The organism is Clostridium sp. MCC344, from assembly GCF_018785365.1.
In the GTDB taxonomy this organism is placed as follows: Bacteria; Bacillota; Clostridia; order Lachnospirales; family Lachnospiraceae; genus Pilosibacter.
In genome coordinates, this window is the sequence record NZ_WQPQ01000015.1 from 24,187 (window position 1) to 40,221 (window position 16,035).

13 protein-coding genes are annotated in these 16,035 nt (G+C 50.5%); 11 read left to right on the plus strand and 2 right to left on the minus strand.

Translation table 11 applies throughout. The annotated features are described in order from the left end of the window. The first annotated feature begins 87 nt into the window (after positions 1 to 87). From GPK90_RS03820 to GPK90_RS03835, 4 genes are all read left to right on the plus strand, one after another. Positions 88 to 597 (plus strand): hypothetical protein, encoded by a 510-nt coding sequence (locus GPK90_RS03820; protein ID WP_142412735.1) that lies wholly within the window; start codon positions 88 to 90, stop codon positions 595 to 597. Positions 598 to 622: 25 nt separating this feature from the next. Next, positions 623 to 1,300, plus strand: a complete 678-nt coding sequence (locus tag GPK90_RS03825; protein WP_142412734.1) for a uracil-DNA glycosylase — start codon at positions 623 to 625, stop codon at positions 1,298 to 1,300. A gap of 169 nt (positions 1,301 to 1,469) precedes the next feature. After that, positions 1,470 to 2,309, plus strand: coding sequence for an undecaprenyl-diphosphate phosphatase (locus GPK90_RS03830; RefSeq protein WP_215702210.1), 840 nt, complete (start codon positions 1,470 to 1,472; stop codon positions 2,307 to 2,309). A 366-nt stretch (positions 2,310 to 2,675) separates the two neighbouring features. After that, positions 2,676 to 4,352: a S1C family serine protease gene (locus GPK90_RS03835; protein ID WP_215702211.1), complete on the plus strand. Its 1,677-nt coding sequence runs from the start codon at positions 2,676 to 2,678 to the stop codon at positions 4,350 to 4,352. Positions 4,353 to 4,577: 225 nt separating this feature from the next. On the opposite strand, the gene gltS is transcribed toward GPK90_RS03835, so the two are convergent. Continuing rightward, a complete protein-coding gene (gltS, locus tag GPK90_RS03840) occupies positions 4,578 to 5,762 on the minus strand; it encodes a sodium/glutamate symporter (protein ID WP_118533313.1) in 1,185 nt (394 codons plus the stop codon). Between the two features lie 602 nt (positions 5,763 to 6,364). Between gltS and clpX the strand changes: the two genes are divergently transcribed. Beyond that, on the plus strand, positions 6,365 to 8,152 hold the full coding sequence (clpX, locus tag GPK90_RS03845) for an ATP-dependent Clp protease ATP-binding subunit ClpX (protein ID WP_215702212.1): 1,788 nt from the start codon (positions 6,365 to 6,367) through the stop codon (positions 8,150 to 8,152). 46 nt (positions 8,153 to 8,198) lie between these two features. On the opposite strand, the gene GPK90_RS03850 is transcribed toward clpX, so the two are convergent. After that, positions 8,199 to 9,932, minus strand: coding sequence for a S8 family peptidase (locus tag GPK90_RS03850; RefSeq protein WP_215702213.1), 1,734 nt, complete (start codon positions 9,930 to 9,932; stop codon positions 8,199 to 8,201). A 263-nt stretch (positions 9,933 to 10,195) separates the two neighbouring features. On the opposite strand from GPK90_RS03850, the gene GPK90_RS03855 reads away from it, so the two are divergent. The 6 genes from GPK90_RS03855 to GPK90_RS03880 all read left to right on the plus strand — a co-directional run bounded on the left by GPK90_RS03855 (position 10,196) and on the right by GPK90_RS03880 (position 16,035). Next, positions 10,196 to 10,702, plus strand: coding sequence for a signal peptidase II (locus GPK90_RS03855; RefSeq protein ID WP_118533309.1), 507 nt, complete (start codon positions 10,196 to 10,198; stop codon positions 10,700 to 10,702). A gap of 88 nt (positions 10,703 to 10,790) precedes the next feature. Further along, entirely contained in the window at positions 10,791 to 11,900 is a 1,110-nt protein-coding gene (gene glf, locus GPK90_RS03860) for a UDP-galactopyranose mutase (protein ID WP_215702214.1), read from the plus strand. Next, on the plus strand, positions 11,893 to 13,206 hold the full coding sequence (locus tag GPK90_RS03865; RefSeq protein WP_215702215.1) for a lipopolysaccharide biosynthesis protein: 1,314 nt from the start codon (positions 11,893 to 11,895) through the stop codon (positions 13,204 to 13,206). Before glf ends, GPK90_RS03865 begins: the two co-directional genes overlap by 8 nt. After that, positions 13,196 to 14,122 (plus strand): glycosyltransferase family 2 protein, encoded by a 927-nt coding sequence (locus GPK90_RS03870; protein WP_215702216.1) that lies wholly within the window; start codon positions 13,196 to 13,198, stop codon positions 14,120 to 14,122. Before GPK90_RS03865 ends, GPK90_RS03870 begins: the two co-directional genes overlap by 11 nt. Before the next feature lie 347 nt (positions 14,123 to 14,469). Next, the gene (rfbC, locus tag GPK90_RS03875; protein ID WP_015553895.1) at positions 14,470 to 15,045 is read left to right on the plus strand and encodes a dTDP-4-dehydrorhamnose 3,5-epimerase; all 576 of its coding nucleotides are present in this window, start codon (positions 14,470 to 14,472) and stop codon (positions 15,043 to 15,045) included. A gap of 204 nt (positions 15,046 to 15,249) precedes the next feature. Further along, the gene (locus GPK90_RS03880) at positions 15,250 to 16,035 is read left to right on the plus strand and encodes an ABC transporter permease (RefSeq protein WP_485663125.1); all 786 of its coding nucleotides are present in this window, start codon (positions 15,250 to 15,252) and stop codon (positions 16,033 to 16,035) included.

The window sequence follows — 16,035 nt, forward strand, 5'->3', positions numbered from 1 at the left end:
AAAAAATGGCAGAAAATAGAAATACAGCGCGAAAAAGAAGTGCCGGTCCGGCGGAGCGCAGTTTCTGCCAGATATTGGAGGAAACATTTGGAAAAGACAGAAGCAGAGAAGATCCTGAGGGAAAAACTGGGATCCGCGGAGAAGATCCTTGTCGGGATCGGCTCTGAATGGAAGAAGAAAGAAGGCGCGGAGGAAGAGGAAATCCTCCATGCGGCTGAACAATTAAAGAAGTTTCTGGATGGAAAAGACTACTATATGATCACGTCCCTGGCAGACGAGGACGCAAAAAGACTCCCGTTTGATGCCGGACATATCGCGGTCCCGCACAGCGTATCCTTTACGGAAGAAAACTGGAAATCGTACACGCTGTGGCTTTCCTGCACCTTAAACAGGAATACGGTGCTTCTGGAGCTCGGGGAGAATTATAAAGATCCGTCCCTGATCCGCTGGCCGTTTGAGAAGACGGCGATGTTAAACAATAAGGCGTATCTGTTCCGTGTCCATAAGATCTTTTCGCAGGTTCCGGAAGAACTGGCCGGAAAATCATGTCCGGTGGCGGAATCATCCGTGAAATTTGCGGAAGAGTTTTTCGACTGATGTATCAATACTACAAGGAGGAAATATGGCTGCGATCGCAAATGACTGGTTAGCCCCGATGAGCGGGGAATTCAAAAAGCCGTATTACAGAAAATTGTATGAGACCGTAAAGAACGAGTACGAGACAAAGGAGGTCTACCCGGCGCCGGATGACATCTTCAACGCGTTCGCGTTCACGCCTCTCGCCAAAGTAAAAGTCGTGATCCTGGGACAGGACCCGTATCATGAGCCGGGGCAGGCCCACGGGCTGAGCTTCTCCGTGAAGCCGTCGGTGGAGATCCCGCCGTCTCTCGTAAACATTTATAAAGAGCTTCATGAGGACTGCGGCTGTTATATCCCGAATAACGGGTATTTAAAGAAGTGGGCCGACCAGGGCGTCATGCTCCTGAACACGGTCCTCACAGTCCGCGCCCATGCGGCAAACTCCCACAAGAATATCGGCTGGGAGGAATTCACGGACGCCGCGATTCGCATCTTAAATGAACAGGACCGCCCGATGGTGTTCATCCTCTGGGGACGCCCGGCGCAGATGAAAAAACCGATGCTGACGAACCCGAAGCACCTGATCCTCGAGTCACCGCACCCGAGCCCGCTGTCCGCCTACCGCGGATTTTTCGGCAGCCGTCCGTTCAGCAAGACAAATAAGTTCTTAAAAGAACACGGCCTGGAGCCGATCGACTGGCAGATCGAAAACGCCAACTAGCAATCTGGCGTGCGTCAGCGGGTTCGGAAAAATGCGCCGCAAGCTTGCTTGCAGAAGCATTTTTTTGAACCTGTTGACATAGGGCGGATGCCCGAAGCTTCTTGTTTTCATGACAATGAAAACAAGAAGAACGCACGCTATATTCAAAATATAAAGCATAGGAGTGAATATGAGTAATTTTATTGAATTTCTGAAGATCATCGTATTCGGTGTCGTAGAAGGTTTCACCGAATGGCTTCCGATCAGCAGTACCGGACACCTGATCCTGGTGGAAAATATCGTCCACCTCAACGTCTCTGAGGACTTTATGAACGTGTTCCGCGTTGTGATCCAGTTAGGTGCGATCCTGGCCGTCCTGGTCCTGTATTTCAGACGGCTGAACCCGTTTGATCCGGGAAAGAAACCGGCACAGAAACGTGCAACCTGGCACTTATGGTTCAAGATCGTGATCGCGTGTCTCCCGGCGGCTGTCATCGGAATCCTGTTTGATGATGTTCTGGATAAGTACCTCTACAATCCGTATGTCGTAGCGGCAATGCTGATCATCTACGGTGTGATCTTCATCGCATTTGAGAACCACAATCAGTATGCGGAGGCGCGGGTAAAGAAGGTCTCCCAGATCAGCTACCAGACCGCCTTCTATATCGGTTTATTCCAGCTTCTCGCCCTGGTCCCGGGTACATCGAGATCCGGCGCGACGATCCTCGGCGCGATGATGCTCGGCTGCTCCAGAACAGTAGCATCCGAGTTCACCTTCTTCCTTGGAATTCCGGTCATGTTCGGCGCCAGCCTCTTAAAGATTGTTCACTACGGACTCGCATTCTCCGCGATGGAACTCTTCTTCATGGTGGCAGCGATGGTGATCGCGTTCATCGTTTCCATGTATTCGATCCAGTTTTTACTTGGATATGTCAAGAAACATGACTTCAAGTTCTTCGGATATTACCGTATCGTCCTTGGCGTGATCGTCCTGATCTACTTCGGACTGACTGCGATCCTTGCAAAATAGATCCTGTATTGTTAAAAAAAACATTCATATGAAATCCCGGGCTGTATGAGGAATGGCTGATCTCCTCATATAGCCCGGGATTTCCTGTTTCATAGGAAATTCCTATAGAACGTCCGGTTAAACGAAAAGACACTGTGTACAGAAATGTGATTCCATTTCACAGAACTATCCATGATTCATCACACTTTCATCACAATTCACTGGTACACTATGTCATGTAGTTGAGGGGAAGGAAAAAAGAGATCCCTTAAATACGAAAGACAAGATCTGAAAGCATCTGGCAGACAGGTTTTCCGAAGAAAGGCTGATCCGGATGCAGAAGAAATGATCAGAAATATCACTCGTTACAGAAAGGAGATACCTGTTATGTATGATGAAAATAAATGGAACGAAATGAACAATGAAAATGAAAAGAAGGACGGCGGGGAGCCGGTAAATGCGCAGAACGCTCAGAACGCACAGCAGCCGCAGAACCGCCCGCAGGATGCACAGCAGTCCCAGGGACAGAGCGAACACACCGGAAGACAGATCTACGGAAGACTCGGCGGTGCTCAGAGCGGTCAGCCATATAACGGAAATGCCCAGAATCAGAACCAGAACGGTTCCTACTACGGCGGACAGCAGCATCAGCAGTATTACGGAAACCAGAACCAGTACACAAACCCGTATCAGCAGTATGATTACTACCAGGGACATGGACAGAATCCGAATCAGAACGGAAACAGCCACCATGCTCCGAAGAAGAACCAGCATATGAAGACAGCGGCTCTCGTCACAGCGGCGGCACTTCTCTTCGGTGTTGTCTCCGGAGGTACGATGTACGGAGTCAACCGTGCGGCGAACACCCTGTTCCCGTACCAGAGTTCCCAGGCGAGCGCTTCCAGCGAGACGATCGGTCAGACTTCCCAGGTCCCGGCGGCGAACACCTCCACATCATCCAGCAACGGTGTTGTTATTGAGGATGTATCCGCGATCGTGGATGCGACACTTCCGTCCGTTGTATCGATCACGAATACCCAGCTCTACCAGAGCAACAGCTGGTTCGGACCGTCCCAGACTTACGAAGTTCCGAGCAGCGGTTCCGGCATCATCGTCGGACAGAATGACTCAGAGCTTCTGATCGTCACAAACAACCACGTTGTCAGCGACACCGAAGGTCTTACGGTCACATTCGCAGATGAGAGTACCGCAGATGCAGCGATCAAGGGAACCGATTCTGAGGCAGACCTCGCAGTGATCGCTGTTCCGCTCGACAGCATCTCCGCTGACACAAAGAGCAAGATCAAAGCGGCAACACTCGGTGATTCCGACTCCTTAAAGATGGGCCAGGGCGTGATCGCGATCGGCAATGCACTTGGACTTGGCCAGAGCGTCACAGTCGGACATGTCAGTGCATTAAACAGAGAGATCAACGTTGACGATACCACAAAGACCGTGATCCAGACAGATGCAGCCATCAACCCGGGCAACAGCGGCGGAGCTCTTTTAAACTCCAAAGGTGAGGTCATCGGTATCAATGAAGCAAAGTATGCAGATACAAGTGTTGAGGGCGTCGGCTATGCGATCCCGATCTCCAAAGCAAAAGCGATCATCGATGATCTGATGACAAGAACCACAAAGATCGCTGTTTCCGAATCAGAACAGGGCTATCTCGGGATCCAGTTACAGAACATCGACGAGTCCATGGCAAAGATGTACGGAATGCCGCAGGGCGTCTATGTTTACAAGATCATGGAAGACTCCGCAGCAGCAGGATCTGACCTTCATGAGAAAGACATCATCACAAAGTTAGACGGTGAGAAGATCTCCAACTATGCAGACCTTGCAAAGCTTTTAACTTACTATAAATCCGGTGATACTGTAACTCTTACCGTACAGTCTCTTGTCAACGGCAGCTACCAGGAGAGAGAAGTCCAGGTAACCTTAAAGAACCGTCCGGCAGAAGCTGACAATGGAAACAGCCAGGATCAGAGCCAGAGCCAGGATCAGAGCCAGAGCCAGGATCAGAAACCGGCACAGAGCCAGTCAAAGATCGGCAAATAAAACAGAAACAGAACAGGATCTGCAGCCCGCAGATTAAGGCGGGAGGCAGAAAGAAAAGATAAAAAGCAGGAGCGCCATCCGGATCCATCCGGACAGGCGCTCCTGCTTTTTGCTATCCGGTCTGGGAACCGGCAGCGGGGAAGGTTTGGTATAGAGTTTTTTCCCTGCACGGTGAAAACACAGGAGCCGTGGCAGGAATCTATCAGAAATTCCTGAAGATGGAATTTACAGGAAATTCATGAATGTCGTCAGTACCATGGAGTTGAAGAAGTCTACAAACAGACTTCCGACAAGCGGTACGATGAAGAATGCTCTCGGAGCTGCACCGTAGCGCTCAACGAGTGCTCTCATGTTTGCCATCGCGTTCGGGGTAGCGCCCATGCCGAAGCCGCAGAAAGCGGTGGTCATAGCAGCTGCCTCGTAGTCACGTCCCATCACGTTGAATACAACGAAGTTTGCGTACAGGAACATGACAACGGTCTGGACAAGAAGAATGACGATCATCGGAAGAGCGAGCGCTGCTAACTGCCAGAGCTTTAAGCTCATCATTGCCATGGAAAGGAACAGGTTTAAGGAAAGTCCGCCCAGGGCGTCGATCTCGACCATCGGAAGTTCTTTGTTCTGGACATCCCAGATATTGCGGATCGCTGCTGCTGCGAGCATAGCGCCGATGTAAGTCGGGAATGTCAGGTGGCATACATCTTTGAAGAAGGTGAAAATAAGAGTACCGAGACCGATGGCAACCGCTAAAAACATTGCGGATGTTGTGAATTTCTGACCATCAACGGCCGGCATAACCTCAGCTGTCTCGTTGCCTTCCTCAGCTGCTGTGGATTTCAAGTGGAGTTTTTCAACACGGGCGCGGGCGATCGGGCCGCCCATCATGCTTCCGGATACAAGTCCGTATGTAGCTGCCGCGAGAGCAACAGTGGTAGCGCCGACAACGGCATAATCCGTCTCAAGAAGCGGTCCGAAGGAACCGGATGTTCCGTGTCCTCCTACTAACGGCATGGAACCCATACATAAACCGAGCAGCGGGTTTAAACCAAAGGCTGCTGCGAGTCCGCTGCCGACTGCGTCCTGGATGACACAGATCGCGACCGCGAGACCGAGGAACATGAATACCTGGATGCCGCCTTTCTTTAAGAGACGGAAGCAGGCTGTGAATCCGACGCTGCAGAAGAAGATCGTCATGAAGACACTCTGTAATGTCGTGTCAAAGGAAAGTTCCAGGATCCCGGCTGCATATAATGCCAGATGAGCCAGCGCAAATACGATACCGCCGGCAACCGGTGCCGGGATGCAGTACTTGCTTAAGAATGAAAGTTTGTTGACCATGAGTCGTCCGAGACAATAGACGAGTGCGCCGAGAGCGCAGGCCTGATACATGTCGAGCTGTAAAGTAATCATAAGATACCCCCTCTTATTTTTTGGTAATTGTTCAATTATGCAAAAATCTGTGCAGGGAGACGAACGGAAAATTTGCATCCATAAACATCTCTGTGTACAAGCTGCACAAAAAACTGAACTTATCACCAATTTTTTGCTACAATTTCATCATAAAACCTCACTACAAAAAAATTCAAAAAAATACAGGGGGGAAGATTCAGATAGCGCTAAGCAAAAAAGCACATCTGTCTGGAACTTTGCGGCAGGCTTTTTGTTGCGAGTCCTGCGGATTTGCATTATAATAGTGGATAATTCGTAATCATTCAGTAGGTCTGCGCACTTGCTGCACTGACCGTAATAAAACACAGGCTTGAAGGCAAAAATCCCATCGGCGAAGCCGATTTAAAATGGATTTTTGCTCGTAACTTGCCATGCATCCGAAAGGAAGCTCCGGGGGAGGTTCCTGTAGGTGTGAGGGCACTGAACAGTTACGGTAATTCTGAAAAATTCAGAAAGAAAAAAGATTCCGTGGATTTTGAGCGCATTTTGCAGAAAAAAGAGCGTATGTGGTGGCTGCGAAAATACGGGATATTTGCAACGATAGAAAGATCAGGAGAAATACATTGGAAGACAACAGAAATAACGGATATGAAAAAGTCTGCTGCATGTGCAGACGGACGGAGAACCAGGCGGGAAAGATGATCACATTGCCAGGCGGACTGAACGTGTGCAGGGACTGCATGCAGAGATCGTTTGACATGATGATGGGAAGCGGTATGGACTGGACAAAGATGTCCGGGATCACGCCGGAAATGTTGAAAAATATGTATCTGAATCCGATGGGAAGCGGAAATGGAGCGCAGAAGCCCGAGAACGCCGGAGCTGCTTCGGGCAAGAAAGACGCTGTGAGCGGAGCGGAAAAAACGGTTGGGGTTTCTGAAGCCGCTGAAATGAGCACAGAAAGCGGGAACGGAACGGTTCCGGGAGATACTGGTGTGATCAGAAAGGCGGAAAAACAGGATTCTGAGGATGATCTGGATGAAGCAGACGGTGTAAATACAGAATCTGATGAAGACAATGAGCAGACCGTCGTGGATGCTGACGAGACCGGGGATGGCGATGATTTCGAGGAAGACGGTGAAGAGGCAGAAGGAATTCCACTTGGGAATATCTTCGGAATTCCGGTAGGTCAGATCGATCTCGGCGCCCTCATGGGACAGAGCCATAAGCGAAAGAAAAAGAAGAAAAAAGTAAAAAAAGAACTGTTTAAGCTCAGTGAGATCCCGGCACCCCATGCGATCAAGGCGCAGCTCGACGAGTATGTGATCGGTCAGGAGCAGGCGAAAAAGGCGATCTCCGTCGCGGTCTACAACCACTATAAGCGTGTATTCTCAAGGACATCCCCGGATGCTGAGAAATACGGAACAGATGTTGAGATCGAAAAGTCCAACATTCTGATGATCGGACCCACCGGAAGCGGTAAGACCTATCTTGTAAAGACTCTCGCAAAGCTTCTCGATGTGCCGCTTGCCATCGCGGATGCCACATCCTTAACAGAGGCCGGTTATATCGGTGACGATATCGAGAGCGTTCTCACAAAGCTTCTCGCGGCGGCGGGCGGCGATATCCAGAAGGCGGAGATGGGGATCGTATTCATCGATGAGATCGATAAGATCGCGAAGAAGAAGTCCACGAATACCCGCGATGTCAGCGGTGAGTCTGTTCAGCAGGAGCTCTTAAAGCTTCTTGAGGGAGCGGATGTGGAAGTCCCGGTCGGAACAGGGCAGAAGAATGCCATGACTCCGATGGAAATGGTCAACACGGACAATATCCTCTTTATCTGCGGAGGTGCGTTCCCGGATCTTGAAACGATCATCAAGGAGCGCCTGACGAACACAACGTCCATCGGATTCGGCTCCGACCCGAAAGACAAGTACGATAAGGATCCGGACATTCTCTCAAAGGTCACAAACCAGGATCTCAGGGAGTTCGGAATGATCCCGGAGTTCCTCGGAAGACTTCCGGTGACAGTGACACTCCAGGGACTCACGAAGGACTTCCTGGTGCGGATCTTAAAGGAGCCGAAGAATGCGATCTTAAAGCAGTACCGGAAGCTTCTCGCGATGGATGAAGTCAACTTAAACTTTGATGATGACGCATTGGAATGGATCGCGGAACAGGCTTTAAAGAAAGACACCGGTGCGAGAGCGCTCCGGGCGATCATCGAGGAGTTCATGCTCGATATCATGTTCGAGATCCCGAAGGACCCGGAGATCGGTTCTGTGACGATCACCCGCGCGTATCTGGAAAAACATGGCGGCCCACGGATCGAGATGCGGGAGTATTCTACGGCGGACAAGAAGGCGGTTGCTCTGCCGGGGCCGACGGAAGCCTGTTACAAAGCTGAATAAATATGAATCCTGCTGATAGTGTCTGCACGGCATCGGATGTTATAAATTAAAGGTTTCTGAGATGTAAAAAAGCTTCATACAGATCCAGCGTTCCATATCCGAACTCACGGTTCGGGTATGTGAGCGCTGGATTTCTTTGTGCCCCACGGACGAAGATGGACTTTAGCACCGGCGTGTTGAGATACGGATAATTTGCATTGAGGACGCCCCAGTTCAACAGGATCGCCGCGGCACCGGCGAGGTGGGCGGCGGAGACGGAGGTGCCGGACATTCTTGTGAGACGTCTTCCTGAGACGGACGCGCCTAAGATGTTGACACCCGGGGCAGCGAGGTCCGGCTTTATCCGGCCGGACAGGCTGTAGCCGCGGCTGGCGTGGATGTAGATGCTGTTTTTGGTGTGGTCGTAGGCGGTGACAGTGATGGGATACCGGGCATTTCCGGGATCTGTGATGATCGTATCGGGATCCGGGCGGAGAAAATAGGTCTCATCGGTGATAAAGCCCCGGACCGGCAGCCAGAGATGAAAGGTCTCACGGATGTCCAGAGAGTTCCGTATCAGGATCCGCCAGATCCCGGACATGGGGTTTTCGAAGCGCATAAAGATAAACTGGCTTCCGGCGCTCACATCGGCGATCTGGGTGTAGACTGTGATCTGGGTCTGTTCCAGGAGAAAGGACACCGTGTTCTCGCCCCGGAGCGGAACGGAAATCTCCCGCGCAACTTCGCCGGTCGGTGAGATAAAGCCTACCGTGTAGACACCCATGTTCTCTGCCCAAAGTTCCATGGAAAAACCGGCTTCCCGTTCCCCCACCCGCAGCTCCGCGGTGACTTCATCCGTGCTTGCGTCCATGACAGCCCGGAAGTGATGTCTTGCCCCGGTCTCGTTCCCGGCAGCGGTGATGACGGCGGAACCGTTAGAAAGGCTGACCTGGTTTAAATACTGCCCGAGGCGGCTCATTCCCATGTGGCTTCCTATATTGGTGCCGAGAGGAATGCAGACGACGAGGGGCATGGAGTATTTTCTGGCGAGAAAATAGAGATAGGAGACGCCCATCATGATATCGTTTTCCTGGTAGGCCTCTGCCCCGTCCTGGATCAGGTAGAAGTCACGGAGATACTGCTTGGCGGGTTTTAATTTCACCATGGCGATGGATGCCTGCGGTGCCGCCCCGGAAAATCCCGCCCGTTCATCCCGGTTCCCGGCGGCAATGGAAGCGAGAAATGTTCCATGTCCGTTTTCGTCCCGGGTGGGGACGATGGAGGCGGGATTGTCGGAGTTCAGGGCCAGGTTGATCTCATCGGCAGTGTATTGCGTGCCGTAGAGAGCTGAGAAGGCAGAAAATGGTTTTACAGTTTCATTCTCTATATTGTTAGAATTATCTGAATTATTTGTCTGGTCCCATATCCCAATAATTCTTGTACTTCCATCTACATTCCGAAACAGCGAATCTGTATAATTGATCCCCGTATCCACAAATCCCACAATAACTCCCGCGCCCTGATTGTTCAGCACCGGAAGCTCCCCCGCTGGCGTGATCCCGGCAGCATCCATACTTGTGACATCCAGAAGACTATATAGCTTCGGAACTGCCGAATATGTATAGGAAGTATAAGTAGAAGGTGTCACCGTGGAGAGCGGAACATAGACGACCGCCAGTGTAGAATTCACAAAATCAATGCAGTCTGTCCCCTGTGAACGAATAAACTCTTCAGGTGTAGTAAAATAAGGCGCGATAAAATCCGCAAAATCTTCCGACGCGACAGAATTTGTACATGACATGGCTGATACTCCGCAGAAAATGGTTCATACTATATATGTATATGAGGGACAAGGGCACATGTTCCCCAAAAAAAATTACAGGATCAGAAAACGGGAAGAGGAACGAGAGGCGTAAATGAAATGGGTAAGAAAACGTGTGAAAATGGCGCCACGGTCTGACCGTGAAATAAGAAATATATGGACGGACCCTTTAAAATGTTGTAATATAAGGATATCTGTGAAAGTATGCAATCATGTAAGATAGAAAAGAAAGGGGAATCGCAATGTTTGGATTTTTGACATTCGGAACGACGCTTGCGCTTACAGATCTGGCTGTGAAAAAAGAGATCGAAGCCAGACCCGATGAAGAATTCCCGAAAACCGTGAAAGAATCAGGCGGCCTGATCCGCCTCTACAAAAACCACAATCCGGGCTTTTCCTTCGGATTCATGAAGGAATACCCGAAACTTGTGGAGATGGTCCCGGTCTGCATGCTGTCGGCGGTAGCCGGTGCATGGGCGTATGTGATCGGAAAGAAGGGACGCGTGCTGGAGAAGACGGCGCTGACCCTGGTGCTGGCCGGCGGAGCGAGCAACCTTTATGACCGGCTCAAACGCGGATATGTGGTGGACTATTTCAGCATCCAGTGGAAGAAACTGAAAAAAGTGGTCTTCAACCTGGGTGATATCTTTATTTTTGCCGGATCTGCCCTGTTTGCGGCAGTCCAGCTCGTGGAGGAGGTCCGCGAAATTCTTCCGAAAGAAAAAATCTTTGTTAAGGAAGAAGAGTAATTCAGGCAGCAGGACACAAAATCCAGCTCACCCATGCTGCAAAATACATCGGCGCAGAAAAGCCGGGACAATGAGGAGAACAGTCTATATGAAGAAACAATATGATTACCTGTTAGTGGGCAGCGGACTTTTCGCCGGAGTTTTCGCGTACTACGCAAAAAAAGCCGGAAAGACCTGCCTCGTTCTTGAGAAGAGAGGACATGCAGGCGGAAACATCTACTGCGAAAATATCGAGGGCATCAACGTACACCGCTACGGCGCCCATATCTTCCATACCAGTAACAAGGAAGTCTGGAACTTTGTGAACAGCCTCGTGGAATTCAACCGCTACACAAACAGCCCGGTTGCGAACTACAAGGGCGAGATGTACAACATGCCGTTCAATATGAACACCTTCAGCCGCATGTGGGGAATCTCCACTCCGGAGGAGGCAAAAAAGATCATCAATGAGCAGAGAAAGGTCATCAAGGGCGAGCCGAAGAACCTGGAAGAGCAGGCCATCAGCCTTGTGGGAACCCACATCTACCAGAAGCTTGTAAAGGGTTACACGGAGAAACAGTGGGGCAGAGACTGCAGGGAGCTCCCGGCTTTCATCATCAAACGTCTTCCGGTGCGCTACACCTATGACAACAACTACTTTAACGATCTCTATCAGGGGATCCCGATCGGCGGCTACAATAAGATCACAGAAAAGCTCTTTGAGGGCTGTGAGATCCGCCTTGGAACCGACTATCTGGCGGATAAAGCGAAATATGATGCGCTTGCGGACAAGGTCGTGTATACAGGAACCATTGACAGCTATTTTGACTACTGCTTCGGAAAACTCCAGTACCGCAGCCTGCGGTTCGAGACGGAGGTCTTAGACTGCGACAATTATCAGGGCAATGCGGTCATCAACTACACCGACCGCGAGACTCCGTACACGAGGATCATTGAGCACAAACACTTCGAGTTCGGAACCCAGGAGAAGACAGTCATCACGAGAGAGTACCCAGCGGAGTGGACCGAGGGTATGGAGCCATACTATCCGGTAAACGATGAGAGAAACCAGGAATTATATAAGAAATACGCGGAACTCGCTGGAAAAGAGAAGAGTGTGATCTTCGGCGGAAGACTTGCGGAATACCGCTACTATGATATGGATAAGGTCATCGAATCCGCACTTTCCTGCGTAAAGAAGGAATTCGGAAATGAATAACCGGCCAAAGGTGCCCCACGGATTTGCAGGACTCATCATCGGTGACGGATCCGCGGTATCGGAGCAGAAGAACATCATCTGGAACATGATCGGAAGCTTCCTCTACGCCTTTGCGTCCATGGTGCTCTCTATCGCGGTGGTCCAGCTTGCGGGCGAGGACGCGGGCGGAGTGTTCACCTTCGCCTTTACGACCTTCGGACAGCACATGTTCATGGCGGCATACTTCGGGATCCGCCCGTTCCAGATCACAGATACCGGGGAGAAGTACACCTTCGGTGACTATCTCGGGCTGCGTCTCATCACCTGCGGCCTCGCGATTCTTGTGGGCTTTGGCTATGTGATGGTCAGCGGCTATACCTTTGAGAAAGCGGCCATCGTCTTCCTGATGGTGGTCTACAAGGTCATCGATGCTCTGGCAGATACATACGAGGCGGAATTCCAGCGCGGCGGAAGACTGTATCTGACAGGAAAATCCAATGCATTCCGGACGATCCTCTCCGTGGCATGTTTCCTCGGAAGCCTCGCACTGACGGGAGAACTTCTGACGGCCAGTATCTGGGCGGTGGGCGCACAGATCGCAGGCTTTCTCCTGTTCGATGTCCTTGTGATCCGGGAACTCCCGAATGTGACATGGAAGTCGGGGCGCGGAAAGAAATTCCAGCTCTTCCGGGATAATATTCTGTTATTTTTCTCGGTGGTTCTGGACTTCTATATCTTTTCCGCATCAAAATACGCCATCGAGGCCCATATGGCAGACCGTGATCTCGCAGTCTACGGCGCGATCTTTATGCCGACCAGCGTAATCAACCTGGTTGCCGGCTTCGTGATCCGCCCGTACCTCACAAAGCTCGCGGTGGACTGGGAGACAGGCCACTTAAAAGCATTCCGGAAGATCATCAGGAACCTTGCCCTGATCATTGCGGCCCTGACAGTCCTCGCAGTGGGCGGCGCATGGCTGCTCGGCATTCCGGTGATCAGCCTGCTGTATCCGAACCTGCGGGAGGGGCTTTCCACCTGCCGCGTGGCACTGGTGCTCATCATCATCGGAGGAGCACTGAATGCGTTCATGAACCTGTTTTATTATTCACTTATAATTATGCAGAAACAGAAATTCATCATTCTTGGATATGCTTTCGTCAGTGTGCTGGCGGTCCTTTCCTCCGGCTGGTTTGTCCGGATGGGCGGGATTCAGGGCGGTTCCTTTGTATACATGCTTTTGATGGCCGCACTGATGGTATTTTTCGGAATCTTTTCGGCAGGCTTTATGAAACAGAAAGAGAGAGCACAAAAACATAATGAGGGTTGATGTGATCATCCCGGTCTACGGTCCGGGAAACAGATTGTTGGAATTATTTGACCAGTTGGGACACCAGACCGTACCGGTGGATCGGCTGATCGTCATGAATACAGAAAAGTCCCTGTGGGATAAGTGGACGGAGACTCTGGAACCGGGAAGACTCCCGGAAAATCTCTCCGTGTACCATGTGACGAAGGAAGAATTTGACCACGGTGCCACGAGAAATGCAGGGATCGAACATTCCGACGCGGATGTCTGTGTCTGCATGACTCACGACGCGCTTCCGGCGGACACGGGGCTCTTAAAAGCCCTGACGGACGCGCTTTTTGCAGAGAAGGATATCGCCGTGGCATATGCGAGACAGCTTCCCGCAAAGGACTGCAATATCATCGAGCGCCACACGAGAGAGTTCAACTATCCGGACAAAAGCCGGATAAAGAGGCTCTCGGATCTCGACACGCTTGGAATCAAGACGTACTTCTGTTCCAATGTCTGTGCGGCATATAAGCGGGAGATCTATATGGAGCTGGGGGGATTTATCCGGAAGACGATCTTCAATGAGGACATGATCTTCGCGGCGAAGGCCATGAAGAACGGATATGCGGTCTGCTATGCGGCAGACGCAAGAGTGATCCACTCCCACAACTACACGGCGGTGGAACAGTTCCACAGAAATTTCGATCTTGCGGTCTCTCAGGCGGATCATCCCGATGTATTCTCCGGGATCCGGTCTGAGGGCGAGGGGATCCGCATGGTAAAGGACACCGTGCGCTGGCTGGTAAAAACGGGGCATACATACCTCGTGCCGAAGCTTGTGGTGGACAGCGGGTTTAAATATATGGGATATCTCGCAGGAAAGCGGTATAAAAAGCTGCCGAAGGCATTGGTAGTTAAGTTATCTATGAACCGGAATTACTGGAAATAGAGTTGAAAATTATGTAAAACTGTTCAGTAGGTCTGCGCACTTGCTGCGCTGACCGTAAGAAAACATAGGATAGGAGGCAAAAATCCCATCAGCGAAGCTGATCTGGAATGGATTTTTGCGTGTAACTATGAAGGTACTGAATAGTTACAATTATGTAAACTGATTTGCTGCATATTCCTCTATATCAATGGCTGTGTGGCAGGTCAGAGCAGAAAAATATTGTCATTCTGCACTCCGGGTGGTATGATGTAGTGCGGAAATGCCGAAAAATGGCGGAAATACAGCGGCTGATCCGAAAAAGAAAACAAGCACAGCCGTAAATTTATAAAAAGGTGAGGTAAAAGACTATGGGAAAGATTAAAGTTTCTTCCTGTGAAACAGATGGAATGGTAATCGAAGGCCTTCATGTAATCGAGCCGACCGTATTCAACGACGAGCGCGGATACTTTATGGAGACATACAACCAGAATGATTTTAAAGAGGCAGGACTCAATATGGTTTTCGTACAGGATAACCAGTCGATGTCCGTAAAGGGTGTACTCCGCGGCCTTCACTTCCAGAAACAGTTCCCGCAGGGCAAGCTTGTCCGTGCGGTACGCGGAACCGTGTTCGATGTAGCGGTTGACTTAAGAACACACTCTAAGACATACGGCAAGTGGTTCGGCGTTGAGCTTTCTGCGGAGAATAAGAAACAGTTCTATATTCCGGAAGGCTTTGCCCACGGCTTTGTCGTTCTTTCCGATGAAGCAGAGTTTGCTTACAAGTGTACCGATTTCTATCATCCGGGTGACGAGGGCGGACTTGCATGGAACGATGAGACCATCGGCGTAAAGTGGCCGATCACGCCGGATATGCAGCTCATCATCTCTGAGAAAGACCAGAAATGGCCGGGATTTAAAGAGATCTTCAAGTTTGATCGTTAGTAATTAGCAGTGCGGCGCCAAATGCGGCAAGATGTGTCGCCAACTTGTTTGCGTAGGCATCTTTCCGCATTTAGCGACATAAGGCGAATGCCCGGGGCTTCTTGTTTTCATGCAATGAAAACAAGAAGATGGCGCTGCCAGGAGCTGCATCAATAGAAAGGTTGTAAAAGCGTGAATTATTTGACTTCATTACTGAAGGAGCTGGTGGCAAAAAGAAAACTGATCTGGGAGCTTTCCAAGGCAGATTTCAGAAAACGTTTTGTCGGCTCCTATTTTGGCGTTGTCTGGATGTTCATCCAGCCGATCGTCACCGTCCTGATCTACTGGCTCATCTTCGGTCCGATCGGATTCAAGAGTGCGCCGCCGGTGCCGAACGCCTCGTACGTCCAGTGGCTGATTCCGGGCATCGCCCCGTGGTTCTTCTTCTCTGAAGCCTTGAACTGCGGAACGGGATGCCTTCAGGAGTACAATTATCTGGTAAAAAAAGTAGTATTCAAAGTGGAGATCCTGCCGGTGATCAAGCTGATCTCCTGTCTGTTTGTGCATGTGTTTTTCGTCCTGATCATGTTCTTCGTGTTCCTGATCAGCGGCAAAAAACCGGAACTTTCCTGGATCCAGATCATTTATTACTCCTTTGCCACATCCATGTACGCTCTGGCGCTCACGTACCTTACGAGTGCGATCCAGGTATTCTTTAAGGATATGGCACAGATCGTCAGCATCTGCCTGCAGTTCGGCATGTGGCTGACCCCGATCATGTACAGTGAACAGTTATTCTTAGATAAGGGCTTGACGATGGCTCCGATGATCCTGAAACTGAACCCGTTTTATTATATCGCGGCTGGATACCGTGACAGCATGCTGACGGGAGACTGGTTCTTCATGCGTCCGACACTGACCGTGTATTTCTGGGCAGTGACCCTGATCACCATGTTAGTGGGACTCAAAGTATTCAAGCGGCTCCGTCCGCATTTCTCAGATGTATTGTAG

Coding starts and splice junctions, on each gene's coding strand:
- GPK90_RS03825 (WP_142412734.1), top strand. CDS start 623: ATGGCTGCGATCGCAAATGACTGGTTAGCCCCGATGAGCGGGGAATTC.
- GPK90_RS03830 (WP_215702210.1), top strand. CDS start 1,470: ATGAGTAATTTTATTGAATTTCTGAAGATCATCGTATTCGGTGTCGTA.
- GPK90_RS03835 (WP_215702211.1), top strand. CDS start 2,676: ATGTATGATGAAAATAAATGGAACGAAATGAACAATGAAAATGAAAAG.
- gltS (WP_118533313.1), bottom strand. CDS start 5,762: ATGATTACTTTACAGCTCGACATGTATCAGGCCTGCGCTCTCGGCGCA.
- GPK90_RS03850 (WP_215702213.1), bottom strand. CDS start 9,932: ATGTCATGTACAAATTCTGTCGCGTCGGAAGATTTTGCGGATTTTATC.
- GPK90_RS03855 (WP_118533309.1), top strand. CDS start 10,196: ATGTTTGGATTTTTGACATTCGGAACGACGCTTGCGCTTACAGATCTG.
- glf (WP_215702214.1), top strand. CDS start 10,791: ATGAAGAAACAATATGATTACCTGTTAGTGGGCAGCGGACTTTTCGCC.
- GPK90_RS03865 (WP_215702215.1), top strand. CDS start 11,893: ATGAATAACCGGCCAAAGGTGCCCCACGGATTTGCAGGACTCATCATC.
- GPK90_RS03870 (WP_215702216.1), top strand. CDS start 13,196: ATGAGGGTTGATGTGATCATCCCGGTCTACGGTCCGGGAAACAGATTG.
- rfbC (WP_015553895.1), top strand. CDS start 14,470: ATGGGAAAGATTAAAGTTTCTTCCTGTGAAACAGATGGAATGGTAATC.